A 22,509-nucleotide genomic window follows, 5' to 3' on the forward strand; every position below is an offset into this window, starting at 1 on the left:
CCCGGGTCGTCGAATGGGAACATGGATGAGAGCAAAGCGGGAGTACCGGAACCGAGAGGGGACGGAGGTGGCGATACTCGATGCCTTGGTCGATCGCGCCGATGACGGCATGACCGTCTTCGAACTCCGGGCGGCCGTCGAGGTCGACATCGATGAACTCGAGCAGGCCCTGTCGATGCTCAAAGAAGACGATCTGATCGTCGTCGAGTCGAACTCAGAGACGGTGATCAAGCCCGCTGACCGCGTCGTCCCCGACGAGCCGGCCGACGAGGACGACGAGCAATCGATCGGCGAGTGGCTGCGCGATCGGATGCCTTTTTGAATCGAAACGCCTGATACGCGCAGCGCCCAGAGGGTATCCATGAGCGTCATCGAGTCCATCCACGAAGATCTCGGGGCCACGTTCGGCGAGCGCGCAGACCAGCGGATCGTCGAACACTACGGGCGACCGGAGCGCACGCATCGGGCGGTTCGCAACGGCGTCGGCTTACTCGAGTTGGCTTACGGCGTACTCGTCGTCGAGGGTGACGACCGTCTCGAGTACGTCGACAACGTGGTGTCGAACCGCGTTCCAGCAGAAGACGGACAGGGGTGTTACGCGCTCGTGCTCGATCCACAGGGCGGGATCGAGGTCGAACTCTACATTTACAATGCGGGCGAGCGACTCCTCTTGTTTACCCAGCCCGAGACCGCCGAGGGGCTGGCCGAGGAGTGGTCTGAGAAGGTGTTCATCCAGGACGTCGAGATTCGCGTTGCAACCGACGAGTACGCGATTTTCGGAATTCACGGCCCACAGGCCACCGAGAAGATCGCAAGTGTCCTCAACGGTGCCGGTTCGCCCGAGCAGCGCTACTCGTTCGTCCGCGGGACGATGGGTGACGAAGGCGTTACCGTCATCCGCACCGACGCGCTCACCGGCGAGGAGAGCTACGAGGTGGTCTGTGCCGCCGATGACGCCGAGGCCGTCTACGACACGCTGCTCAATCAGGGGCTGAACGCCGCCCCCTTCGGTTACCGGACCTTCGAGAGTCTCGCACTTGAGGCCGGCTCGCCACTGTTTCACACTGAACTCGAGGGAACGCTCCCGAACGTTCTCGGCCTGCAAAGCGCCTTGGACTTCGAGAAGGGCTGTTACGTCGGTCAGGAGGTCGTCTCCCGCGTTGAGAACCGCGGACAGCCCAGCCGCCAACTCGTCGGGTTGACCCTCGAAGGCGAGGCGGTCCCCGAGTCCGGCGCGGCCATCTTCGACGGTGACGCGTCGGTCGGCGAGATCACCCGCGCGGGCGAGAGTCCAATGTGCGAGGCGGTTCTCGCGCTCGCGCTCGTCGACTACGGCCTCGAGAGCGACGAACTCACGGTCCGGGTTGGCGGCGATGAAGTTGCTGCGACCCGCACGGAACTCCCGTTCGTCGACGGTTCAGACCGGTCGGATCGGCTGCCAGTGTATGAGTAATCGGGTGGGGCGGAGCTAACCCGCGTTCGGAACCACTGTTATATAGGCCGCACTCGAGTGACAATCCATGGCAGGAGACGGCCGCGAGCGCGACCTTCTCGAGCGGGCACCGGACGATCGGATACAGGTGCTCGACGCCGACGGGACCGTCGTCGCACCCGAACTAGAACCGGAGCTCGAGCCGGAGACGTTACGCTCGATGTACCGGGATATGCGGTTTTCTCGGCGGTTCGACGAGCGGATGATCAGCCTCCAGCGGCAGGGCCGGCTGGGAACGTACTCCTCGCTGGCCGGCCAGGAGGGGTCTCAGATCGGGTCGACGTACGCGCTGGCCGACGACGACACCATCTCCTTTCAGTACCGCGAACACGGCGCGCTTGCGGCGCGGGGGATGCCGTGGGAATATCTGCTCTACTGGATGGGCCACGAGGACGGCAACGCCGCGCTGGCCGAAATCGATGTCTTCCCGCTGAATATCTCGATCGCCGGACATCTGCCTCACATAGTGGGCTGGTCGTGGGCGGCAAAACTAGACGGTGACGAGCGCGTCGGCGTCGCTCACTTCGGCGATGGCTCGACCTCAGAGGGAGACTTCCACGAGGCGATGAATTTCGCAGGGGTGTTCGACACGCCGACCGTCTTCGTCTGTCACAACAACCAGTGGGCCATCTCGGTCCCGCGCGAGAACCAGACCGCGAGCGCGACCATCGCGCAGAAAGCCCACGCCTACGGTTTTGCGGGCGTCCAGGTCGATGGCATGGATCCGCTCGCGACCTACGTCGTGACGGCGGCCGCGCGGGAAAAAGCACTCGAGCCAGCCGGCGACCAGTCCCGACCGACGCTGATCGAGGCCGTCCAGTACCGCTACGGCGCGCATACGACGGCGGACGACCCCAGCGTCTACCGGGACGACGAAGAGGTCCAGCGATGGCGCGAGCGGGACCCGATCGATCGGTTCGAGACATACCTGCGAAACAAGGGCGTCATCGACGACGAGCGGATCGACGCGATCGAGTCCGAGATCGAGGAGACGCTGGCGTCGCTGATCGAGCGCGCCGAAGGCATCGATGAAGATCCCAGCGAGATGTTCGAGTACACCTACGCGGAGCCGACGCCACGGCTCGAGGCCCAACACGAGTCTCTCGAGACGTTGCGCGAAACCCACGGCGACGACGCATTACTCGAGGACGAGTAAACTCGCAATCGATCGGATAAAGTCCGCAATGGGACAGGCAAACGGCTACCCGGTCATCGCATCGAAGTGCAGTCGAGATGCAACTCGAGCAGTCGTCTCGGGAGACGACGGGAAACTGGAGCGGCACGGTGCCGAGCGCGATCGACGTGCGGGTGCTCGGGTTGGTCGTCGTGACGGCCGCCCTCGCCGCGTCGATTAACGTCCCCTATGGCGGCCTGGCGATGGCAGCCGTCGCGTTCGCACTGCTTTCGGGCGGCGGCATCGCCCTCCATCTGCTCGGTGAACGAAAGCTCCGCCGCCTCACCGACGACCTCGTTGAGCGGTGGGTCGCTGCCGGTGGAGAAATCGAAGCCGTCACTCGATCGTCGGCCGGGATGGAGACGGCGTGGCACGTTCACACGCCCGGTGGTGAGATCGTCATCGGCGGGGTCGCACTGGTGCCGATCACCCAGCTGTCCGTCGAGTGGCAGGGCATCGGCGATACGATGGCCGCCGGCGAGGCTGAAGCAAACATCGATCGTCTCGCCGAGAGCCTCTACCGGGAGATCTTCGAACTCGGCTCAGCGACCCAGCACGCCTGATACGGTCTGCTGTCACTGGTTCCCGTCGCAACCGCAGCACGGTCGCGGTTGCGCCGGAACTGACTGACAGCGGTCCGTATGAGACCGATCACTCGAACAGTTCTTCGTGGCGCTTGGCCAGATCCGTGTACTCGCCCGAGGAGTACTCCTCGAGGATCGCCTCGGCGTCGATCCCCGTTTTCTCGAGTGGCGTAATCTCGGCCGGCACGCCACGGACGAACGACTCCGGCGGAATATCGTAGCCGTCTGGGACGACGGTGCCTGCGGCGACGATGCTGCCGCTGCCGATCGTGACGTCGGAGTTAGTCGTCGCGTTGAACCCGACCAGCGCCCGATCCTCGACGGTCGTCTCGTTGAGAATGGCCCCGTGGCCCACCATGACCTGCTCCCCGAGCTGGGAGGCGTGAATCGTCGCGTTATCGCCGACGTGCGTTTCACGGCCGATGCGGACGGGACCGACGTCACCGCGAAGCACGACACCGGGCCAGACGCTCGCGTCGGCACCGATGTCGACATCACCAACGAGCGTCGCCTCTCGGCTTACCTGTGCTGTCTCATCGATCGTCGGTTGAGTCCCCTCGAACGCGTAGGTTCGCCTGTCAACCATGTCCGCGTGCTCAACGATCAGACATATAATACTGAAGTGTGTTAGATGTGACAATCACGCCGCGGCTACATTCGCGGGTGCCGAAACGATGATTTGATCGACTGTGCGTGCCCACGCGGCGGCTCGAGCCGGGTGTGTCGACAGAGCGAGCTTACGATTCGATCTTGTCGACGATCTCACGCGCCTCTTCTTTCGCTGTGTCCTCATCGACGTGTTTGTCGATCAGAACGCCCGTGACCTCCCAGTCGTCTTCACCCTCGAGTCTTCCCGTGCGGACCTCACTGCCTGCCGAGACCGACCGCGCCGGTTGCTCCGTCCAGTCTGGAGTCCGAATCTCCTCGTATCGATCGAGATCGCGAAACCGGACGTGGATGTAGTCGTCTTCCGTCTCGACTTTATTGATATCAGGGGTGTTAGCCATACGCGGTCGTCAGACGGCCACACCGCTACGCTTCGACCTTGAACGTGCGCGTCGGGTGTGCAATGCCTGGCCGTCGCTCCAACAGCTGCCCGGGAAACGTCGCCAGTGGTGCTATCCGGTGGATCTCGCGCCCGCGTGGGAGCACGCTCGAGGGCCACGACACGACCGATTAGCGACTGACCGACCGCAATATAAAAGAACCGACGCTATGGGAACAGCAGGAACCGGGTTAGAACGTTTCGAGGTAGCGGTCGAGTTCCCACTCGGAGACGTCGATGAGGTATTCCTCGAACTCCTGGCGTTTGGCCTCGATGAACTTGGAGGCGACGTGATCGCCGAGCGCGCTGTACATCGCTTCGTCTTCCTCTAAGGCGTCGACGGCCTCGCCGAGGTTGGCCGGCAGCGTATCGATGCCGTACTCCTCGCGTTTCTGTTCGTCGAAGTCGTAGATGTTCTCGCGAACCGGGTCGGGACACTCGAGTCCCTGCTCGATGCCGTCGAGACCGGCGTGGATCATGACCGCAAGCGCGAGGTAGGGGTTACACGACGGGTCGGGCGAGCGCAGTTCGATGCGCGACGCGGCGGGCGTGCGTGCGGCAGGTCGGCGGATCAGTGCCGAGCGGTTGCGGTCGGACCACGCGACGTAGACGGGAGCTTCGTAGCCCGGCACCAGTCGCTTGTAGCTGTTGACAGTGGGGTTTGCGATCGCCGTGATCGCAGGTGCGTGCTCTAAGATCCCGGCGGTGAAGGCGTGGGCCTCCTCGCTCAGGTTGAACTCGTCGTCGTCGTCGTGGAAGGCGTTCTCGCCGTCCTCGGTGAACAACGAGATGTGCGTGTGCATCCCCGAGCCGTTGATCTTCGGGATGGGCTTGGGCATGAACGTCGCGTGCAGATCGTGCTGGGCGGCGATTGCACGGACGACCGTGCGGAAGGTACCGACGTTGTCGGCCGTCGTCAGGGCGTCGTCGTAGGTGAAGTTGATCTCGTGTTGGCCTTCAGCGACCTCGTGGTGGCTGGCTTCGACCTCGAAGCCCATGCTCTCGAGGCCGTAGATGATGTCACGGCGAACGTCGGAGGCGAGGTCTTTCGGCGCGAGGTCGAAGTAGCCGCCGGCGTCGTTGGTCTTGGTCGTCGCGCGGCCCTCTTCGTCTTCTTCGAACAGGAAGAATTCCGGCTCGGGTGCGGCGTTGACCGTATAGCCCATCTCGTTGGCGCGGTCGAGCGCGTTCTTGAGGACGCGACGCGGGTCACCCTCGAAGGGTTCGCTGGTATAGGTGTCGTAGACGTCACAGATCATTCGGGCGGCAGCGCTGCCCTCTTTCTTGCGCCACGGCAGAATCGCAAACGTCTCTGGGTCGGGCTTGAGCCGCATGTCCGATTCCTGAATGCGCACGAAGCCTTCGATAGAAGAACCGTCGAAATAGATCCCCTCTTCAAAGGCCTTCTCGGCCTGACGGGCTGGGACGGAGACGTTCTTGACCGTTCCGAGAATGTCGGTAAACTGCAGTCGGAGGAAGTCAACGTCTTTTTCCTCGATCTCGTCCAGCACCGCCTGTTCTGTTTCTGTGAGGTTTCCGCTTGTCATCTTTCTCGTCGTCGTATTCTCGTAACCCGCTTACTAAAACACTACTGTTCCGAGCAAATCTTCTCTCTCCCGTCCCAAACTGCATATTCGTAAAGTTCTAAAGGCTTCAATGAGTGAGTCGATGTGATGACGTACGAAAATCTCGATGCAAAACTAGTGAATGCACTTCTCGGCGACGGTCGGGCGAGCCTGCGCAGCCTCGCCGAGGAGCTCGACGTCTCCGTGACGACCGTCTCGAATCACCTCTCCGATCTCGAGGAAGAGGGTGTCATCGAGGGCTATACCCCCCGCGTCGATTACGACGCGGTTGGCTACGACGTAACCGCCGTCATCCAGCTGCAAGTCGAGGGGAATGCCCTGCCTGACGTCACCGACACGCTACGCGACCACCGCCAGATGACCAGCGTCTACGAGGTCACCGGCGACTACGACGTGATCGCCATCGGCAAGTTCGAAAACACTGACGGCATGAACGACCAGATCAAAGAACTGCTGACCGACCCCGATATCAAAGCCTCGAACACCAGCGTCGTGTTGAACGCCGTTTCCGAGAACGAACAGTTCGAGCTCGAGGTCGACGAGGAAGCGGCCTAATTCGGAGGGACACCGGAGGGGGAAGTGAGCAGCCGAAAACACTCCTGAACGCGAAAAGAAACTGAAATTCTCGACGAGGTCGATGTGTGCAGCGGTATCGACTGCTGTTTTAAGTGTATCTGTGCCGGGCGGGTCAGTACGACGCCACTGTTCTTTCGGATTGCAAACGGCGTGTTCCGAAGCCGAAGCGTTGACTATCTCACCGCCGATACGGGTGGACAGGATGGACGATAGTTCCGACACGCAATCTACAACTCCTCCACGGACACGCCCACCGCTTCCGGCCGAGAACATGATGGTCACTGACACGTACCGACGCGAAGACGAGGTCTGGTTCGTCGTGACCAGTATGTCGACGCCGCTGGTCGAATTTCACGTCCACGAAGGCGTCATCGAACCGATCGAAGGATAACGCCGTACTGATCGAGGGGGCCTGCCTTGGTGGGGCCATCGAACGGGAACCCACTTTTCAACCCGAGACGCTTCCGACTGCGGTCGCGTCGACTCGTCACCACTGAAAATAATCCCGCACATGTATTGCGGGGATTGAGAGTTCACCCACGCTGATAAGCAAGTAATATTACTAATAATTATATTTTTGTGCGTAGTAATGGTGGGCATGCCTTGCCGGACGCGGCTGACGACCAGTATCGGACGACGAGTACTGACACGGAGGTCCTACAATGGCACAGATACAAGCAATGGAAATCCCAGAATCGATCCGCGAAGAGCTTGAATCGACTGAAAACGTAACTGGAACGGCGTTCGGGCTGAAACAGACTCGAGACGAGGGAATAACGGATACAGAAGCGATCGTGGTCTACGTCGACGAGAAACGGCCGGAAGAGGAACTGGCCGACGAGGAGATCCTCCCCGAGGAACTCGAAATCGACGACGAGACCTATAAAGTCGACGTCCAGGAATCAGGCGACGTGAAGATGCTCGAGCAGGCGCTGCGGCCGGCAGAACCACCGATGGAGATCGCCGAAGCGGAGCCGGAACTCGAGGCGATCCCGTCGAGTCTCTCTCGAAAAGAAAAGTGGCGACCAGCGCCGGCCGGCGTCTCCGTGGGCCACCCGAACGTGACTGCGGGGACACTCGGAACGCCACCGTTGCGGACGACAGACGGACGCACGGTTTTCCTCACAAACTCGCACGTGGCCGCAGACAGCGGGGACGCAAGTCAGGGCGACGACGTGTATCAGCCCGGCACGTACGATGGCGGCGGGGCAAACGATATCATCGGGACCCTGGTCGACTTCAGCGAAATCTCGACGAGCGAGGACAACACCACCGATAGCGCGCTCGTCGAGGTCCGCCCGGATCACCTCCAATCGGATATCTTCGAAGTCGAGTCGGACCTGCGAGCGTTCACCGACGCGGAGCTCGGACAACGGCACACGAAAAGTGGTCGAACGACCTCGGTGACTGCCGGGAAATGCACTGCACGAAACGCCACGTTCAACGTGGGGTCCAAACACGGCACCGCCAAATTCGTCGGGCTCGACGTCTTCGAGCCGATCGCATCCGGCGGAGACAGCGGGAGCCTCATTGGTCTCGAGCGGGCCGACGGCTTCTACGGCACGAGCCTCCTGTTTGCCGGAAGTAGCAGTCTGACGCTCGGAATCCCGATGGACACCGTCCAGCAGTTCCACGGGCAGCTCGAGCCGATGACCGGCCGAGAACTGGTCGACCCGGACGACCTCCGGATTACGGGGACCACGTTCTCGATGACGCTCAAGGGCGGACAGACGATCGCCCGATGGAGTGGCCCCTGGAACGACCGCTACAACGTCGACTTCGATGCGATCCCGACCACGACGGACGGATGGGTAAGCAGTTCGGTCGAGTCGGTGTACAAAACGAACAGCGGGATCTATTATCGAATCCGCATGGAGAACAAGCGGTCCAATTCACCGGTCGACTGTGACGTCAAATACGTCGTCAGACGGTAGTGAGTACACAATGGAAATAACGATCACGACCCACGACTCGGAACCCGTCGACGTCGTCACCGAGACAGCCGAATCGGAACGTCACCATGCTGACAGCCAGCCGCCGGAGGAGTCACCTGCGGAAACCGTCGTGTCTCCGCCCGAGCGATATCAACCCCAGCAGCTGACGATCGCCGTCGAGTCCAACCTCCCCACCGAAGAGGGGACCGATGTTGCCGGTCCGCCACCTGCATTCGGCCCGCCTGGTTCGTGGTAGGCCAGCCACGCGGATCGATGAGGGATCAGCCCTCGATGAATCACACCCGGTAAATACTCTTCCGGGGCTGCATTTTATTTGTCGATAATTGGATGCAAACCGGAGTCAATCGTTCGAGAAATCGTCCGATTCGTCGACGTACCGACTGGCGGAAAAATCGGGGTCCGTCGTGTTTCAGCGAGCGAATCAGCGCTGAAACGCGTTGTTCGGCACCTGAAAAGTGCCGATCGACGTTTCGCGGTCCGTTCGTCTATGGGTGCGTGGGCAAGCCCTCGCTTACATCATGCCGCCCATGCCGCCGCCCATACCGCCCATGCCGCCGGCACCGGGTGCGCCTTCTTCGTCGTCGCCCTTGTCGGTCGACAGGTCACCGGCGGAGATGATGTCGTCGATTTTGAGCACGAGGTTGGCCGCTTCGGCAGCGGAGGTGACGGCCTGTTCCTTGGCGTGGGCCGGTTCGACGACGCCAGCTTCGAAGGTGTCCTCGACATCGCCCGAGAAGACGTTCAGGCCGGCCGTAATCTGACCGTCGTCGTGGGCCGCACGAAGGTCGACCAGCGTGTCGATCGAGTCGAGCCCGGCGTTCCCGGCGAGGACGCGCGGGACGAGCTCAAGCGAGTCGGCGAACGCTTCGACGGCGAGTTGCTCGCGACCGGAGACCGAGTCAGCGTAGTCACGGAGTCGCGAGGCGAGTTCGACTTCGATCGCACCGCCGCCCGCGAGGACGCGGCCGTCGGAGACGGTCTGCGCGACGACGTCGAGCGCGTCGTTGACGCCGCGCTCGAGTTCGTCGACGACGTGGTCGGTCGAACCACGCAGCAGGAGGGTGACGCCGTGGGCGTCCTCGCCTTCGACGTAGAACAGTTCGTCCTCGTCGTCGCGGGTCACGTCACCGAAGCCGAGGTCGTCCTCCTCGGCGCTCTCGAGGTCGGAGACGATGTTCGCCTCGACGACTTCCTTGAGGAACTCGAGGTCGGACTTCTTGGCGCGGCGGACTGCGAGGATGCCTTCCTTGGCGAGGTAGTGCTGTGCGAGGTCGTCGATGCCCTTCTGGCAGAAGACGACGTCAGCACCGAGATCGGCGATCGTGTCAACCTTCTCCTGAAGCTGTTTCTCCTCGCGGTCGAGGAACTGCTGGAGCTGGTCGGGGTCCGTAACGGAGACCTCGGTGTCGATGTCGGTTTCCTCGACCTCGATGGCCTCGTTGAGCAGCAGGATGTCGGCGTCTTCGGCCGACGTGGGCATGTTGTCGTGGACAGGGTCTTTGTCCACGATGCCGCCCTCGAGCAGATCGGACTCGCCGGCACCGCGGCCGGTCTGGGTCTCGATATTGAGGAACTCGAGGTCGACGACGTTCTCGCCGTCCTCGCTCTCGACGGTGACCTGGCGGACGGCCTCGACGATGAGTTCGGCGAGATACTCCTTGTTGACCTCGGTGCCCTTGCCGGTCATCGAGGTTTCGGCGGTCTTGCGGAGGACCTCCTCGTCGCTGGTGTCGATGTCGGTTGCGATGTCGTCGATCTCCTCACGGGCCTGCTCGCTGGCGAGGTGGAAGCCCTTGATGATCGCCGTCGGGTGGATGTCCTGCTCGAGCAGGTCCTCGGCGTTCTTGAGGAGTTCACCGGCAATCGCGACGGCCGTCGTGGTGCCGTCGCCGGCTTCGTCTTCCTGCGTTTCGGCGACTTCGATGATCATCTCGGCCGTCGGGTTGTCGATGTCCATCTCCTTGAGGATGGTGACGCCGTCGTTGGTGATCGTCACCGATCCCATGGAGTCGACGAGCATCTTGTCCATCCCTTTCGGGCCGAGTGTCGAACGGACTGCTTCAGCGACCGCACGGGCGGCGCTGATGTTGTAATCCTGCGCGTCCTTGTCCTTGACGCGCTGGGAGTCCTCGCTCATTACGATCATCGGCTGACCCTGCTGCATTCGCTGACTCATAGTCGGTCGAGTGATTGATTGTGATTCTATATAAGCATTTCCCTATTCTCTCACACTCCGATCGCAGCCTGTTCGGTCGTTGATCGAGGAAAACCGTGGCAGTGCGGGACGATGTCGACGGTTTTGCTCGGCTGAAGTCGGTCGTTACTCGTTCCCAATCGGTCAGTGACAGAGTGTTTTTATTAGGTCACTCGAGCGCCAGCCACGACGCGTGTGGGTCCGCCATCACGAGTAAGATAGACAACTCGAACTCGAGTTAATACAGCGGAAGCGTTATAGCGGTAGTCACGTATTACTCTACGAGCAATGGACGAGCCCTCCTCGTTCGCCGAATCGTTCGACGATCCTCGGATCACCGCCCAGTTCTGCCGCCGACTTCCCGACACGACCGGCGACCTCGTGTTGATCGGCGTCGTCCACGACCATCCCGCCAGCGTCGCCCGTGTCGAGCGCGTCTTGGAACACGTCGACCCGACGACGCTCGCACTCGAGTTGCCGCCGATCGCGCTACCACTGTACCGCGTGTACGGCCGCACGGGCGATGCTGACGAGTCGACAGCGTCGACGCCGCCACGGTTCGGTGGTGAAATGAGTGCAGCGATCCGCGCTGCGCCCGACGCCGAAGCCGTCGGCATCGACGCCCCGAACTGGTCGTTTCTTCGCCGGCTCGTCACGCGACTGGTCGCCGACCGTGTCTCGCCCGCGACGGCGCGAGGTGTCCTCTCAAGTGTCGGTAACGCGACCCGTGATGCACTCACCTATCGGATCGCCGCGACGCTGACCCATGCGACATCGATGACCGTCGTGCCCGGCGACACGGTCGAATACGATGTCGATCACGGGGATTCGCCGGATCGACAGGCCGCCCACGAGCGCGCCCACGTCGCCAGCATTCAGGCACTGCTTGGCAGCGTCGACACGGGCGGCACCACCCTGGCGTACCGAGACGACACACGCGAGCGTTGTATGATCGAGCGACTCGAGGAGATCCGCTCGGAGCCGGGCGCGGCCGTCGCTGTCGTCGGCGTCGATCACCTCGACCGCCTTGCGACAGCGCTGGCGCAATAAGACAGCCACCACTCGGCGGCCGCGTCAGTGACGCCAATTATCGCCGTAAGCCCGACGCGCAGTTCCAGCAGTACGTAAACGTCTGATCGGCCTCGTTTGGTGCGCCACAGTGGGGACAGCGGATCGTCTCCCCGTCGAACTCGCGATCAGTGTCGTGATCCCGGTCAGCATCGTGTCCCTCGTCCGTGGCACGCGGATAGCGATCGGGACCGGGCGACGAGCGAAGGCTCGCGTGGTTGGGATCGGCAAACGACGGCGTTCGCTCGTTCTCGCTGTCGCTGCGCCGGACGTACAGGTAATACAGTAACAGGTGGAGCAGGGCAAACAGCGCGACGTAGCCGATGAGCCAGCCCCAGAGTGCCATCAGTGTGCGATACGGTCTCGAGGCACTTGGATATTCCCCGCTGTCGGGGCTGACGAGAGTCAGGTCGACGAGAACTACTGGGGCGGCTGCAGGTCACGGCCGAACTCGTCGAAGACCTCGAGGCCGTCGGGCAGGTCGTACTCGAGGTGACGTTCGTCCTGGCGATTGACGCCGGCCTCGTTGATCGGAGTCGCAACATCCTCCCAGCCGGGTTTGATTTTGACGCTCTGTGCGGGCATACCGACGGCGATGTGGTGGGCGGGGATGTCGTGTTGCACGACGCCACGCGCGCCAACGACGGCGTTTTCGCCGACCTTGTTGCCCGCACGGACCATCGAGTCGTAGGTGAGCCGGACATCGTCCTCGACGATGGTGTGATAGTTGCGAACCTCGGTCTGGTCGACGACGTCGTGGTCGTGGCTGTAGATGTGGACGCCGTCGGAGATCGAGACACGGTCGCCGATGGTGAGTTTCCCGCGGTCGTCCAAGTGGACGTCGTCGTGAACGACGGTGTTGTCGCCGATCGAGATGTTGTGCCCGTAGGTGAACGTAATGCCCTTGAAAAAGCGGCAGTTGTCGCCACACTCCTCGAAGAGGTGATTGGCGAGCATCCGCCGGAACCGAAGCGCGAACTCGACGTTGTCCGCGATCGGCAGGCTATCGAACTGCCGCCAGAGCCACTGGAGGTGCTTGGAGCGGCGAAACGTCGCCTCGTCTTTCTCGGCGTAGTACTCGCTCTCTAAGGTCGTGTTACAGGGATCGTAGCTCTGGAGGCGGATGCGTTCGGCTGGTGGCACCGACTCGCCGCGCTGCCAGCGTTCGTAGGCCTCGCGGTCGCCCGAGAGGTCGATCAGAACGTCCTCGACGACCGAGCAGGTGTCCTCGTCGCTCGCAAGCCGTCGATCGACCTCATCGATGAACTCGCGCATCCCCGTTTCTGCCTCTTCGGGGAGCGACACGTACCGCTTTGTCATACCCCGACGTATTGCCCGCCGAGTTCATAGGGGTTCGGTTGTGCGTCCGTGGTTGCCGGACCAACTAACGTGTGTGTTACTGGGCCGTTCTGACAGGTACTCACTCCTGACCGGACTGCCACCCAGCAAAGAGCAACGCGGGTAGTGCAAGCGTGCCGACGACCAGCAACGTCCCGACGAGCACCGCGCCAATCGAAAGTCGGTCTCTCGGAATCTCGAGTCGGCTCACAGCGAGGAGGGCAAGCGACAGGCTGCCAAGGAGGACGGCGAGCAGGACCCATCTGGGATCGCGCGAGTCGCGGCGGGAACTGGGCATACGAATACGTCTCAACCGACACCCAAGAGCGATTCGCCTCACAAAATGCGACCGAGTCGGTTCGGCACGAAATTCAGGCGTTCCGGTCACCCTAAGTTCCCCCGCTGCAAAGGAGCACGTATGCACTACAGCGAACTCGGCGAGTCCGGAGTCGAGGTCAGCGAAGTCGGCTTCGGCGCATGGACCGTCGGTACCGACTGGTGGGGCGACCGCTCCGAAGACGACGCCATCGAAATGCTCCAGTATGCGGTCGAGCAGGGGATCACCTACTTCGATACGGGCGATGTCTACGGCCACGGCCACAGCGAGGAACTGGTCGGGAAGGCACTGGCCGAGGTCCGCGACGAGGTGACCATCGCGACCAAGGTCGGCTATGACTTCTACAACAACCCCCAGGCCGGCCACGGCGAACTCCCCAAGGAGATGGACCCCGAGTATCTCCGGGAGGCCGTCGAGAAGAGTCTCGAGCGCCTCGAGATGGACTCCGTCGACGTGCTCCAACTGCACAACGCCGACGTCGACGAGATCACGCCCGATGTCCTCGAGTTGTTCGACGAACTCGAGGAGGAAGGCAAGATCGACGCGACCGGCCTCGCGCTGGGTCCCTCGATCGGCTGGCTCGCCGAGGGCGACCTCGCGATCGAAGAGGAGTTCGACTCCGTGCAACTCGTCTGGAACGTCTTAGAACAGGAGGTCGGCAACCACTTCCTCGAGACGATCGAGCGGACCGGCTCGTCGACCAGCCTGATCCCCCGCGTGCCACACTCCTCGGGCATCCTCAACGAGCAGGTCACGCCCGAAACCGAACTCGACGAGGGCGACCACCGCGGCTTCCGCCCCGACGAGTGGTACGAGACCGGCTGGGAGAAACTCGAGCAACTGCGCTTCTTAGAGCGTGACGGCGAGCGCACGATGGGGCAGGCCTCGATCGCGTGGCTACTCTCCCACGAGCCTGTCGCGACCGTCACCCCGACGTTCCGCACGAAAGCGGACATCGACGAGTGGGCAGCCGCAAGCGACGTGCCAAAGCTCTCCGACGAAGAGATGGATCGCGTCGCAGACCTCTACGCGAATGACTTCGACATCGACCGCGACGACGGCATGGACGCGCTGCGCTCGTCGGTCGACGGCGAAGACATCGAGTCCGCCGGACTGGACAAGCTCGCAGCTGACTGATCGAGCCACTGCGGCAGGCGCGAGCGGTCACACCCGTGGACGGAGCTATTCTTTGGGAGACGACGACTCCGTGAGTCGGAACTCGAACTCGAGTTTGCCGTCCGTCCGCACGTCGACGCCACCGAGTTGCTCCGAGAGCTGATCCCGCGCTCGAGCGCTCGGCTCGATGGTGACGGAGACGCTGTTGCTGTTGGCGTTGTACGAGATGTTCCCCACCGTCACGTCGAACTCGAAAAACTCCGGCACGTCCTCCCGAAGCTGTGTTCTGACGTCGTCGATATCCGACCGCACGTCGGCCATCTCCTCGTTGAGCGAACTCATAGATACTGGTATGTGATACCACCCCGTAACGGTTTACCCTGTTCGGTCGACCTCGTAACGGGTCCTGTAACTCATTCGGTGCGTTCAGATCGGCATTCGAAGCGCATACAGGATCGCGAGCAATCCACAGAGTTTGCTACACTGGCTGCGGACAGCGGCGAGCGTCAGGGTCGATAACTTATATATGCCCCTCCATATCTGGGCCCCTCGTCTAACCCGAACAGTCCCTTCTCTCTAGACGTGCCAGCACACTCAGACCTATGACATCATACGAGTTTACCTGTCCGGACTGCCAGCGGTCGATCACGGTAACAGACCCGATGCGAGCGGCGACGCTTGCCAACGGCTGTCCGGTCTGCGGACGATCGGTGACGGAAGGCAACTTCGCACTCTGAGGACTCGAGCGGCGAACCACAGGATCGACGCGCCATCGACGGCTCGAACGGCCCTCCGTTTCTCAAGCACGGCTTGCAGACCACAGAGGGTCCTTAGCCTCCTTTAATATCCCCTATGATAGGTTTTTACGAGAGAACGTCGTGGTAACTGGTAACATGAACGAGGTCACGTACGTCCAGAAGGCGTGTGCCTACATCACTCGCGGAATGAACGAACTCCTGGTCTTCGAAGGGCCGGGCCACGACGGGCTCCAGATTCCGAAAGGGACCCTCGAGCCCGGCGAGTCGCCCCGGGAGGCGCTGTTCAGGGAAGTTCGCGAGGAGAGCGGACTCGGCACGCTGAGTGACACCCGCCATCTGACGACCGACATCTGGACGCGACGCGCGGGAAGGCGGTACGTCCGCCACTTCTTTCATGCGACGGTGCACGAACCCCGCGACCGGTGGACCCACATCGTCACTGACGGCGGAGGCGAACACGGCGCAACGTTTTCGTTTCGCTGGGTTCGGCCGACGACCGCGCAGGCGTTCGCACTCGAGCTCGACGAGTACGTTGGTCTGTTGCCGACCGCGTCCCGAACCGACGAGGTGTCGACCCTCTCAGACTGAACCGCCCGTCGACCGTCCTATGAGAGCGCGCGCTCGACGGCTTCCGCGACGTCCATCGCTTTGGCAGCCAGTTCGTCCGACACCAGCCCATCTGCGACGGCGGCCTCGAGTTCGTCGGCGTCGACGATTTCGACCGTTCCATCAGGCTGGCGGATTACGTCGACGTAGAGGTCGACGTACCGCACGCAGTCGGGGAAGAGTTCGACCGGCGTACAGACGTTGACGTAGGTCCCTTTCGACGTGCCGTCGGCGGCCTTGTAGGTCGTCGGATACCACCACCGGCCCTCGCGGAACTTCGTCACGGCCACGTCGCCGTCGTCTTTAGGAGTGCCGAGCGCGTCGTAGCTGCCGCCTCCACGCATCGAGCGCTCGAGCGTGAGCTTGCCCTCGGGGTCCCAGTCGGTGACCTCGCCGCGACCGAGCGAGATCAGTCGGCCGTCGGGTTTGCCGTGGCCGATCTCGAGGCGGTCGCCAGTCGTGGGGCCGAACTGGCGCGTGACGGCTGCAAACGGGAAGTCATCGCCGTCTGCGGCATCGTCGGCCGGCCCACAGACTGCCTCCGCGAAGTCGACCGCCGCACTCGCGGCGCGGTCGGCTGCCTTCGTCCGGTGATGGCCCGGCATTGTCGTCTCCACGCGCCGGCGCACCCCATCGAGTGCAAACCGGGATTGGCGGCCGAACCAGCCCCACGCGGTTCGCTGGGGAGCGGCAAGCAGCGCCGGCTCGCCGGGTTCGTCGGATGCGTCGGTAAGTTCGTCTTCGAGCAGGCGCGCACGATTCGCCGCGTCCTCGAGCGCGGTGCCCATCGCCTCGAGGTCAGCGTCGGCCGCGGCGTGTTGCCAGCGGATCCCCCACCCATCGGGGACCTCGACCGAGAGGAAGTCGGTCATACCGACGAGTTCGTCCGCGCGCTCGCCGCGCATCGCCGCTGAGACGCCGCTCCGGTCCCGCGAAAGGGTACAGAGCCCGTCCTGCACCTCGAGGGTCGGCCGCACGAGTGGTCGGTCGTCGTCCCACGGCGGTGTGGGCTCGGTGACCTGCACCCGGTAGCGATTGCCGGCCTCAACGTAGCCATCGACGTCGTCGTAGCTGAGATAGCCCCGTCGGCCATCACCGAGGTCGACGACGGCACCGCTGCCGCCGTCGGCCTCGAGCACCTCGGCGTCGAAGACCGCGCCACGGGCGGCGTCGTCGTCCCAGCGGAAGGTGTCGATCGCAAGTCCCTCGAGTTCGGCCATGGCCGTCTCGACCGCGTCGGGATCGCCCGACACCTCGACACCCTGTCGGTCGCGGGTGGTCTCGATCGAGACGTCGGCCGGAACAGTGTCGAACGACTGATCGAACCGCTCCCGAATCGGGTCGGAGGCCTGAACGACCTCGAAATCGGCCTCGCTCAGGAGTTGGGTAACTGCCGTCGTGTAGATCCCGCGGACGCGCGCCGTCGTCATCGGTCGCCCTCCGTCGTGCGTCGTGGATCACTCGAGTGCAATCGTCTGGTGGCCGCGAACATGGCGATCACCGCAGCGTCTCGCGGTCGGGCGCGAACCGCACCCGATCGTCGATCGTCGACCCGAGCGTGAGTTCGACGGACCCATCGTCCAGCAGTCGGCCGTCCTCGATGGAGACCCCCCACGTGTCGAACCGGAGCCAGCCGCGCATCTCGTCGGCGTGGGTCGTGATGTCGGCATACTCGACGGTGTGTTCAGGATACTCGGCACTCGAGTGGGCCATCTCCATGTCGGAGTAGACGGTGTCGTGTTCGTCAAAAAAATCCTCGAGTGCTGCCGCGTCCTCGGCGACGGCCTCGACGACGGCCTCCGAAGCGGCCCGGAGGTCGTCGATCTCGAGGCCGACGTCGCGAAGCGCCTGCTGAGTTCGCTGGTCGAAATGCATAGCCGCCGGTTGGGCCGGGAGACCTTTGATCATTCCGAGTTCGTGCCGGTCGCTGCGTTGCGTATCCACGCGGCTGCCGGACCCATCAGCCTGGCTGTCGTTCCGGTCACGAGTACTGTAGGCGAAACGTTTGATACTGGGAACAGCCAACAATGCGCATGAGTGGTAAACTCTACAGAACGGACCTCAACGACGAACTCGCAACCGGGATCGTCAGTGCCGCACGGACCAGTCTCGGTGACACGCTTCGGAGCGTTCTCTATTTCACGCCGTCGGCGTTCGACATCCTGTATCTCCGGCAGGACCTCTACGACTCGACAGCCGACGCCCGTGATGCCAAAGCGCAACTGGTCGAGTTCGAACAAGCCGGCTTTTCCGAGGTCCCTGTTCGGACGGCGATCGCCCGCAAAGAGAGTAGCTCGGACATCGGGGACTACGAATTTACCGTCCGGTTCCACGAAAGTGGGTTCGTCGTCCGGGTGCTCCAGCGCGACGTCGGCGTCCTGCTGACGATCGACAGTATGGACGTCAACGCGTTCGAAGACGCTGCCGTCGCGATTCAGGGGCTCCTCCACGGCGAGTAGACCGCTGACTCGAGCAGCGCCACGACGATCCAGATGTGAGAGACCGGCGATGCAACGCTCGCGTCGCCGATTGCCGAACCTATACCGGGCCGGCGCACCAACGCACGACCATGCAGCGCAGGCGCGACCCGGTCGAGCGGGCCGAGGAGCGACGGAGCGATGGACCAGTCGATCTCTACGACATCTCGACGTGGGAGCCGCGGTCGGCCATCGATTTGCTCGCGTACACGCTCTACGGGACGGTTAGCTACGCGCTCCGTGCGCTCGTCTTGCTGACTGCCATCGCGATCACCGTCTCGTTGCTCATCTCGCCGGCCGCAATCGTCCTCGAGGATCCGTTCGTCGCGATCTTCTTCGGGCTCTCGGTCGTTCCCGCGGGGTTGCTCGCGGGGTATATCTGGTATGCGGACATCACGACGAGCGAACCCCTCGGGTTGCTCGTCGCGACCTTTCTGCTCGCGGTCCTGTTCGCGACGTTTGCAGCACTCATCAATTCGCTCAGTCAGGTCGCTCTCGGCTTCGGCAGCGGCGTGCTCTTTTTTTACCTGATCGTCGGCCCCGTCGAGGAGACGGTCAAGCTCCTCGCTGTCTACGTGTTTGCCTATCGAAGCAGCAGCTTCACCGCCGTCATCGACGGGGCAGTCTACGGAGCCGTCGCCGGGCTTGGCTTTGCAGCCATCGAAAACGCCGTCTATATCAGCCGCGTCATCGGCGAAGCAAGTCCCGAAGTAAACCTCTTCGTTACCGCCAGCGGGATCGCGACGGTTCGCGCGCTGGCCGGTCCCGGTCACGTCATCTATTCAGCGATCGCGGGCTACTACCTCGGCTTAGCGAAGTTCAACCGAGAGTACGCCGGTCCGATCGTCCTCAAAGGGTTGCTCATTGCCGCGTTCGTCCACGGCACGTACAACGTCACGGTCGGCATCGTTCCACAACTCCTCGCCGACGTCTTGCCCGTCGGCTACGGCGTCGCGTTCGTGGGGTACGTAATCGGCTACGACCTCACGATCGGCTACTACCTTTATCGGAAACTCGCCCGCTACCGGGACGCCTATCTGACGGTTAGTGAGGACAACGTCGACGCACCGCGCCCGGAGCTGACGGAGTTCGAGCCGCCACAGCGCTGACTCACACGGTCGAGCGTCGGGCTCGCGACTCAGTCGTCTTCAAATCGTGCCTCGAGCAACCGTTCGACGTACTTCGCGAGCACGTCGACCTCGAGATGCACCGGGTCGCCGGGTTCTTTCTCCGAAAGCGTCGTCATATCGTAGGTCGTTGGGATGATCGCAACGGTAACCCGACCGGCATCCGCGTCGAGATCGGCGACGGTCAGACTGATTCCATCGAGCGTGATCGAGCCCTTCTCGACGGCGTAGCGGTCGTACTCTTCCGGAAGCTCGAACTCGAAGAACCAGTCTTCCTCGACTGACTCGACGTTCGTCACCGTCGCGACCGCATCGACGTGGCCCTGCACGACGTGGCCATCAAATCGGCCGTCGGCCGGCATCGCCCGCTCGAGGTTGACCGCGTCGCCGACCTCGAGGTCGCCGAGATAGGTTCGCTCGACGGTTTCGGTCGCCAGGAAGACCTCGAACCACGCGCCCTCGTCGTATCGCTCGACGGTGAGACACGCGCCGCTGACGCTGATACTCTGGCCGTGCTCGAGGCCTGTCGCGACCTCGTCGGCCCCGATCCGCAGTCGAAGGCCGTCGTCGGTCCGCTCGCGCGCGACGATCTCGCCGGTCTCCTCGACGATCCCCGTAAACATATCTACAAGTGACGGGCGATGGGGGAAAGCCGTTCCGGGTCCAGCCCACAGCGGAGCCACGTCCGGGTGTTCGCGGTCTGGACGTCAGGATGATGGCGCGACCGACTCGTCGCCGACGGCGGTGCGTACGCCGGAGAACTCGAACCGCGCGCCGCCAGCCGCGCTTTCGGTAACGTCGATGTCCCACTCGTGAGCCTGTGCGATCTCACAGACGATATTCAGGCCAAGTCCGGTTCCGTCGGGGTTCGTGGTCCAGCCGGGCTCGAGGACGCGGTCGCGCTCGTCCGGCGGAATCCCCGGCCCGTCGTCGGCGATATAAAATCCATCCTCGACGAGTCCGACAGTCACGGTAACCCCCTTGCCACCGTTCTCAACGGCGTCCTGCCGAGCATTCGAGGCAGGGCTTGTGGAGCCGTGCTCCACAGCGTTTCGAAACAGGTTCTCGAACAGGTTCCGGATGCGGCTCGCGTCGGCGAACAACTGCCCATCGGCTTCGATCTCGAGCGAGGCATCGGCAGTCGCGACGGTGTCCCAACAGGACGTGACGACGTTACCGAACGCGAGCGCGTCGATCGACTCGAGATCGTACCCACACCGAACCATCGTCAACACATCGTCGATGATCCCCGCCATCCGGTCGAGGACGTCGTCGAGGTCGTCCAAGTGGTCGAGGTCAGCTTCGGTTTGTGCGGTCGCAAGGAGGCCCTGAGCGACGTTCAGGGGATTGCGAAGGTCGTGGGCGACGACGCTCACGAACTCGTCTAGACGATCGTTCTGACGCTCGAGGTTCCGTTCGTACGCGAGTCGGTTGAGCGCGATTTCGGCGTTCAGCGACAACACGAACGCGAGGTCTTCATCCGACTGGTCAAACGCGCCAGCGTCGGGATCGACGATACTGATCACGCCATGGTCACCGAGCGGGAGGTACATCGCAGCGTGGGCCTCGCCGCGATCGTGGTCGTCCTCGAGCGATCGAACGTCATCGTACCGGATCGGCTCACCGCTTCGGTAGGCGCAGCTGACCGGTGAGTCACCGTCGACCGGATACGCCGGCCGCTCACCTAGCTCCGTTTCCGCTTGCTCTGTTACGGCGACCGCCTGCAGAGACGTTTCGTCGGCGAGTCGAACGACGTTGTGCTCGTAGCCGAGGATCGCACTCGCAGCATCGGCGACGAGCTGCGCGATCTCTTCGCTGTCGTCGGCCTCCATCAGCCAGCGCGTCGCTGTGTGAAGCGCCTGCAGCTGTCGCTCGTACTCCTTTCGGGCCGTCACATCCCGGAAGACCCCTGCAACCAGCTGTCGCTCCTGCAGTTCGAAGACGTGGGCGTTGATCTCAACCGGGACCCGTTTGCTGTCTTTGGTTTCGACGTAGATGTCAGAGCCGTCCGGAAACTGCGTGAAGATCGACTGGCCGGCACCGACGTGGTTTTCGAAGAGCTCACGGTAAGACGCGTTTTCGCCCGACGGGTGGACGACCGTCTGGGGCTCACCGATGAGTTCGGCTGGCTCGTATCCCGAGAGGTCGGCTACCTGCCGGTTCGCTTCGATGACCTCGCCCGTCTCCGCGTCCGCAACGAGGACCGCATCCGGCACTGCCTCGAGGATCGTCCGGTACTTCGTTCGAAGCGCTTCCTGCTCGCTGATATCTCGGACGGCAGCCATGAACTCGCGGTTCCCGTCGGTCTCGATCGGACTCTGGCTGACGTCGACCGGGAATTTCGAGCCGTCCTTTCGCTGGCCCGAGAGCTCGAGGGTGACGCCCATCGGACGAACCGCCGGGTCAGCAATATATGCGTCTCGCTGGGCGACATGTTCGTCTTGAACGGACTCCGGAACGAGGATTTCGATCGGCTCACCGAGGAGGTCGGCCGGCTCGTACCCGAACAGATCGGTCACGCGCGCGTTCGCGTAGGTGATCCGACCATCGTGATCGACGAGGAGGATGGCATCAGGGGAGGCTTCACAGATCGCTTCGTATCGCTGTCTCGATTGGCGTGGCATGACGTGCATTCGTCGGGCTCGGAGCCGATACTCGTACCCCGAGCGCCATCTATTTCAAAGTTTTAGTGAATAGTCAATTCCGCATACCGAAAGTAACTCCATTCAACCGGATGTCGACAGCGCCAACGGAAGCGATTGAAATCACTGTCGTCGCGTTTTTACGCCGCAGGCGCGATATACCGCCAATGGCCGGCATCATCGACACGATCAAACTCGCAGGCACGCTCGTCCTCGCGCTTCCGGCTGCGATCGCCGGGCTCGAGCTCGTGTTGATTCGTGGACAGACGACGATCGGCATCGCCCTCATCGGACTCGCGATCGGACTCGTCGTCATCCAACACTGGCTGACGCTTCCGACGGACATCCCCGAACTGCTCGCAAAACGGCTCGTCGGAGTCGTCTCAAAGGAGCCAGAGCCCGACGCCGAAGACGAGCGATAACGCGACAGGACG

The 22,509-nt window shown here is 62.7% G+C and carries 27 protein-coding genes; 15 read left to right on the forward strand and 12 right to left on the reverse strand.

Going from position 1 to position 22,509, the window contains the following annotated elements; genetic code table 11:
- The first annotated feature begins 25 nt into the window (after positions 1-25).
- The 4 genes from BSG09_RS04040 (at position 26) to BSG09_RS04055 (ending at position 3,229) form a co-directional block, all read left to right on the forward strand.
- Positions 26-322: a DUF6432 family protein gene (locus tag BSG09_RS04040; RefSeq protein ID WP_092930433.1), complete on the forward strand. Its 297-nt coding sequence runs from the start codon at positions 26-28 to the stop codon at positions 320-322.
- A gap of 39 nt (positions 323-361) precedes the next feature.
- Positions 362-1,453 carry a CAF17-like 4Fe-4S cluster assembly/insertion protein YgfZ gene (ygfZ, locus tag BSG09_RS04045; protein ID WP_092930435.1) on the forward strand — a complete coding sequence of 364 codons (1,092 nt, stop codon included), beginning with the start codon at positions 362-364 and terminating at the stop codon, positions 1,451-1,453.
- A gap of 67 nt (positions 1,454-1,520) precedes the next feature.
- Positions 1,521-2,648, forward strand: a complete 1,128-nt coding sequence (pdhA, locus tag BSG09_RS04050) for a pyruvate dehydrogenase (acetyl-transferring) E1 component subunit alpha (RefSeq protein ID WP_092930437.1) — start codon at positions 1,521-1,523, stop codon at positions 2,646-2,648.
- Between the two features lie 77 nt (positions 2,649-2,725).
- On the forward strand, positions 2,726-3,229 hold the full coding sequence (locus tag BSG09_RS04055; RefSeq protein ID WP_092930439.1) for a hypothetical protein: 504 nt from the start codon (positions 2,726-2,728) through the stop codon (positions 3,227-3,229).
- 88 nt (positions 3,230-3,317) lie between these two features.
- On the opposite strand, the gene BSG09_RS04060 is transcribed toward BSG09_RS04055, so the two are convergent.
- The 3 genes from BSG09_RS04060 to glnA form a co-directional block, all read right to left on the reverse strand.
- Positions 3,318-3,836: a gamma carbonic anhydrase family protein gene (locus tag BSG09_RS04060; RefSeq protein WP_092930441.1), complete on the reverse strand. Its 519-nt coding sequence runs from the start codon at positions 3,834-3,836 to the stop codon at positions 3,318-3,320.
- Between the two features lie 151 nt (positions 3,837-3,987).
- Positions 3,988-4,257 carry a hypothetical protein gene (locus BSG09_RS04065; RefSeq protein ID WP_092930443.1) on the reverse strand — a complete coding sequence of 90 codons (270 nt, stop codon included), beginning with the start codon at positions 4,255-4,257 and terminating at the stop codon, positions 3,988-3,990.
- A 229-nt stretch (positions 4,258-4,486) separates the two neighbouring features.
- Positions 4,487-5,842, reverse strand: a complete 1,356-nt coding sequence (glnA, locus tag BSG09_RS04070; RefSeq protein WP_092930445.1) for a type I glutamate--ammonia ligase — start codon at positions 5,840-5,842, stop codon at positions 4,487-4,489.
- A 126-nt stretch (positions 5,843-5,968) separates the two neighbouring features.
- On the opposite strand from glnA, the gene lrp reads away from it, so the two are divergent.
- The 4 genes from lrp (at position 5,969) to BSG09_RS04085 (ending at position 8,647) form a co-directional block, all read left to right on the forward strand.
- Positions 5,969-6,436, forward strand: coding sequence for an HTH-type transcriptional regulator Lrp (gene lrp, locus BSG09_RS04075; protein ID WP_092930448.1), 468 nt, complete (start codon positions 5,969-5,971; stop codon positions 6,434-6,436).
- 223 nt (positions 6,437-6,659) lie between these two features.
- Positions 6,660-6,848, forward strand: a complete 189-nt coding sequence (locus BSG09_RS20640; RefSeq protein WP_175542135.1) for a hypothetical protein — start codon at positions 6,660-6,662, stop codon at positions 6,846-6,848.
- Between the two features lie 271 nt (positions 6,849-7,119).
- Positions 7,120-8,391, forward strand: a complete 1,272-nt coding sequence (locus tag BSG09_RS04080; RefSeq protein WP_139246182.1) for a chymotrypsin family serine protease — start codon at positions 7,120-7,122, stop codon at positions 8,389-8,391.
- A 10-nt stretch (positions 8,392-8,401) separates the two neighbouring features.
- Positions 8,402-8,647, forward strand: a complete 246-nt coding sequence (locus BSG09_RS04085; RefSeq protein ID WP_092930452.1) for a hypothetical protein — start codon at positions 8,402-8,404, stop codon at positions 8,645-8,647.
- A gap of 276 nt (positions 8,648-8,923) precedes the next feature.
- Here BSG09_RS04085 and thsB read toward each other — a convergent pair whose 3' ends face one another.
- Positions 8,924-10,576: a thermosome subunit beta gene (gene thsB / locus BSG09_RS04090; protein WP_092930454.1), complete on the reverse strand. Its 1,653-nt coding sequence runs from the start codon at positions 10,574-10,576 to the stop codon at positions 8,924-8,926.
- 318 nt (positions 10,577-10,894) lie between these two features.
- Here thsB and BSG09_RS04095 point away from each other — a divergent pair, with 318 nt between their 5' ends.
- The gene (locus tag BSG09_RS04095; RefSeq protein WP_092930456.1) at positions 10,895-11,656 is read left to right on the forward strand and encodes a hypothetical protein; all 762 of its coding nucleotides are present in this window, start codon (positions 10,895-10,897) and stop codon (positions 11,654-11,656) included.
- Positions 11,657-11,693: 37 nt separating this feature from the next.
- Here BSG09_RS04095 and BSG09_RS04100 read toward each other — a convergent pair whose 3' ends face one another.
- The 3 genes from BSG09_RS04100 to BSG09_RS04110 all read right to left on the reverse strand — a co-directional run bounded on the left by BSG09_RS04100 (position 11,694) and on the right by BSG09_RS04110 (position 13,310).
- Positions 11,694-12,020 (reverse strand): DUF7577 domain-containing protein, encoded by a 327-nt coding sequence (locus tag BSG09_RS04100; RefSeq protein WP_092930458.1) that lies wholly within the window; start codon positions 12,018-12,020, stop codon positions 11,694-11,696.
- 74 nt (positions 12,021-12,094) lie between these two features.
- The gene (locus BSG09_RS04105; protein WP_092930460.1) at positions 12,095-12,994 is read right to left on the reverse strand and encodes an acyltransferase; all 900 of its coding nucleotides are present in this window, start codon (positions 12,992-12,994) and stop codon (positions 12,095-12,097) included.
- 100 nt (positions 12,995-13,094) lie between these two features.
- Positions 13,095-13,310, reverse strand: coding sequence for a hypothetical protein (locus BSG09_RS04110; protein ID WP_092930462.1), 216 nt, complete (start codon positions 13,308-13,310; stop codon positions 13,095-13,097).
- A gap of 120 nt (positions 13,311-13,430) precedes the next feature.
- Between BSG09_RS04110 and BSG09_RS04115 the strand changes: the two genes are divergently transcribed.
- The gene (locus tag BSG09_RS04115) at positions 13,431-14,486 is read left to right on the forward strand and encodes an aldo/keto reductase (protein ID WP_092930464.1); all 1,056 of its coding nucleotides are present in this window, start codon (positions 13,431-13,433) and stop codon (positions 14,484-14,486) included.
- Positions 14,487-14,531: 45 nt separating this feature from the next.
- Here BSG09_RS04115 and BSG09_RS04120 read toward each other — a convergent pair whose 3' ends face one another.
- Complete coding sequence (locus tag BSG09_RS04120; protein WP_092930466.1) at positions 14,532-14,807, reverse strand: hypothetical protein; 276 nt, start codon at positions 14,805-14,807, stop codon at positions 14,532-14,534.
- 260 nt (positions 14,808-15,067) lie between these two features.
- Between BSG09_RS04120 and BSG09_RS04125 the strand changes: the two genes are divergently transcribed.
- Together BSG09_RS04125 and BSG09_RS04130 are read left to right on the forward strand one after the other, a co-directional pair.
- Positions 15,068-15,202 carry a DUF7560 family zinc ribbon protein gene (locus tag BSG09_RS04125; protein ID WP_092930468.1) on the forward strand — a complete coding sequence of 45 codons (135 nt, stop codon included), beginning with the start codon at positions 15,068-15,070 and terminating at the stop codon, positions 15,200-15,202.
- Between the two features lie 156 nt (positions 15,203-15,358).
- A complete protein-coding gene (locus BSG09_RS04130; RefSeq protein WP_092930470.1) occupies positions 15,359-15,811 on the forward strand; it encodes an NUDIX hydrolase in 453 nt (150 codons plus the stop codon).
- Positions 15,812-15,828: 17 nt separating this feature from the next.
- Here BSG09_RS04130 and BSG09_RS04135 read toward each other — a convergent pair whose 3' ends face one another.
- The gene (locus BSG09_RS04135; protein ID WP_092930472.1) at positions 15,829-17,259 is read right to left on the reverse strand and encodes a ribonuclease FAU-1 family protein; all 1,431 of its coding nucleotides are present in this window, start codon (positions 17,257-17,259) and stop codon (positions 15,829-15,831) included.
- Between the two features lie 67 nt (positions 17,260-17,326).
- A complete protein-coding gene (locus BSG09_RS04140; protein WP_092930746.1) occupies positions 17,327-17,704 on the reverse strand; it encodes a DUF7532 family protein in 378 nt (125 codons plus the stop codon).
- A 158-nt stretch (positions 17,705-17,862) separates the two neighbouring features.
- Between BSG09_RS04140 and BSG09_RS04145 the strand changes: the two genes are divergently transcribed.
- Both BSG09_RS04145 and BSG09_RS04150 read left to right on the forward strand, forming a co-directional pair.
- Positions 17,863-18,288: a DUF7522 family protein gene (locus BSG09_RS04145; protein WP_092930474.1), complete on the forward strand. Its 426-nt coding sequence runs from the start codon at positions 17,863-17,865 to the stop codon at positions 18,286-18,288.
- 110 nt (positions 18,289-18,398) lie between these two features.
- Entirely contained in the window at positions 18,399-19,415 is a 1,017-nt protein-coding gene (locus BSG09_RS04150) for a PrsW family intramembrane metalloprotease (RefSeq protein ID WP_092930476.1), read from the forward strand.
- 29 nt (positions 19,416-19,444) lie between these two features.
- On the opposite strand, the gene BSG09_RS04155 is transcribed toward BSG09_RS04150, so the two are convergent.
- The gene (locus BSG09_RS04155) at positions 19,445-20,056 is read right to left on the reverse strand and encodes a riboflavin synthase (RefSeq protein WP_092930478.1); all 612 of its coding nucleotides are present in this window, start codon (positions 20,054-20,056) and stop codon (positions 19,445-19,447) included.
- 84 nt (positions 20,057-20,140) lie between these two features.
- A complete protein-coding gene (locus BSG09_RS04160; RefSeq protein ID WP_092930748.1) occupies positions 20,141-22,057 on the reverse strand; it encodes a sensor histidine kinase in 1,917 nt (638 codons plus the stop codon).
- A 185-nt stretch (positions 22,058-22,242) separates the two neighbouring features.
- Between BSG09_RS04160 and BSG09_RS04165 the strand changes: the two genes are divergently transcribed.
- On the forward strand, positions 22,243-22,497 hold the full coding sequence (locus BSG09_RS04165) for a DUF7533 family protein (protein WP_092930480.1): 255 nt from the start codon (positions 22,243-22,245) through the stop codon (positions 22,495-22,497).
- Positions 22,498-22,509: the final 12 nt, after the last annotated feature.

The organism is Natrinema hispanicum, from assembly GCF_900111485.1.
In the GTDB taxonomy this organism is placed as follows: Archaea; Halobacteriota; Halobacteria; order Halobacteriales; family Natrialbaceae; genus Natrinema; species Natrinema hispanicum_A.

Coding starts and splice junctions, on each gene's coding strand:
- BSG09_RS04040 (WP_092930433.1), top strand. CDS start 26: ATGAGAGCAAAGCGGGAGTACCGGAACCGAGAGGGGACGGAGGTGGCG.
- BSG09_RS04110 (WP_092930462.1), bottom strand. CDS start 13,310: ATGCCCAGTTCCCGCCGCGACTCGCGCGATCCCAGATGGGTCCTGCTC.
- BSG09_RS04080 (WP_139246182.1), top strand. CDS start 7,120: ATGGCACAGATACAAGCAATGGAAATCCCAGAATCGATCCGCGAAGAG.
- thsB (WP_092930454.1), bottom strand. CDS start 10,576: ATGCAGCAGGGTCAGCCGATGATCGTAATGAGCGAGGACTCCCAGCGC.
- BSG09_RS04160 (WP_092930748.1), bottom strand. CDS start 22,057: ATGCCACGCCAATCGAGACAGCGATACGAAGCGATCTGTGAAGCCTCC.
- lrp (WP_092930448.1), top strand. CDS start 5,969: ATGACGTACGAAAATCTCGATGCAAAACTAGTGAATGCACTTCTCGGC.
- BSG09_RS04095 (WP_092930456.1), top strand. CDS start 10,895: ATGGACGAGCCCTCCTCGTTCGCCGAATCGTTCGACGATCCTCGGATC.
- BSG09_RS04100 (WP_092930458.1), bottom strand. CDS start 12,020: ATGGCACTCTGGGGCTGGCTCATCGGCTACGTCGCGCTGTTTGCCCTG.
- BSG09_RS04105 (WP_092930460.1), bottom strand. CDS start 12,994: ATGACAAAGCGGTACGTGTCGCTCCCCGAAGAGGCAGAAACGGGGATG.
- BSG09_RS20640 (WP_175542135.1), top strand. CDS start 6,660: ATGGACGATAGTTCCGACACGCAATCTACAACTCCTCCACGGACACGC.
- BSG09_RS04125 (WP_092930468.1), top strand. CDS start 15,068: ATGACATCATACGAGTTTACCTGTCCGGACTGCCAGCGGTCGATCACG.
- BSG09_RS04120 (WP_092930466.1), bottom strand. CDS start 14,807: ATGAGTTCGCTCAACGAGGAGATGGCCGACGTGCGGTCGGATATCGAC.
- ygfZ (WP_092930435.1), top strand. CDS start 362: ATGAGCGTCATCGAGTCCATCCACGAAGATCTCGGGGCCACGTTCGGC.
- BSG09_RS04065 (WP_092930443.1), bottom strand. CDS start 4,257: ATGGCTAACACCCCTGATATCAATAAAGTCGAGACGGAAGACGACTAC.
- BSG09_RS04130 (WP_092930470.1), top strand. CDS start 15,359: ATGAACGAGGTCACGTACGTCCAGAAGGCGTGTGCCTACATCACTCGC.
- BSG09_RS04135 (WP_092930472.1), bottom strand. CDS start 17,259: ATGACGACGGCGCGCGTCCGCGGGATCTACACGACGGCAGTTACCCAA.
- BSG09_RS04060 (WP_092930441.1), bottom strand. CDS start 3,836: ATGGTTGACAGGCGAACCTACGCGTTCGAGGGGACTCAACCGACGATC.
- BSG09_RS04055 (WP_092930439.1), top strand. CDS start 2,726: ATGCAACTCGAGCAGTCGTCTCGGGAGACGACGGGAAACTGGAGCGGC.
- BSG09_RS04155 (WP_092930478.1), bottom strand. CDS start 20,056: ATGTTTACGGGGATCGTCGAGGAGACCGGCGAGATCGTCGCGCGCGAG.
- BSG09_RS04165 (WP_092930480.1), top strand. CDS start 22,243: ATGGCCGGCATCATCGACACGATCAAACTCGCAGGCACGCTCGTCCTC.
- BSG09_RS04150 (WP_092930476.1), top strand. CDS start 18,399: ATGCAGCGCAGGCGCGACCCGGTCGAGCGGGCCGAGGAGCGACGGAGC.
- BSG09_RS04145 (WP_092930474.1), top strand. CDS start 17,863: ATGAGTGGTAAACTCTACAGAACGGACCTCAACGACGAACTCGCAACC.
- BSG09_RS04085 (WP_092930452.1), top strand. CDS start 8,402: ATGGAAATAACGATCACGACCCACGACTCGGAACCCGTCGACGTCGTC.
- glnA (WP_092930445.1), bottom strand. CDS start 5,842: ATGACAAGCGGAAACCTCACAGAAACAGAACAGGCGGTGCTGGACGAG.
- BSG09_RS04115 (WP_092930464.1), top strand. CDS start 13,431: ATGCACTACAGCGAACTCGGCGAGTCCGGAGTCGAGGTCAGCGAAGTC.
- pdhA (WP_092930437.1), top strand. CDS start 1,521: ATGGCAGGAGACGGCCGCGAGCGCGACCTTCTCGAGCGGGCACCGGAC.
- BSG09_RS04140 (WP_092930746.1), bottom strand. CDS start 17,704: ATGCATTTCGACCAGCGAACTCAGCAGGCGCTTCGCGACGTCGGCCTC.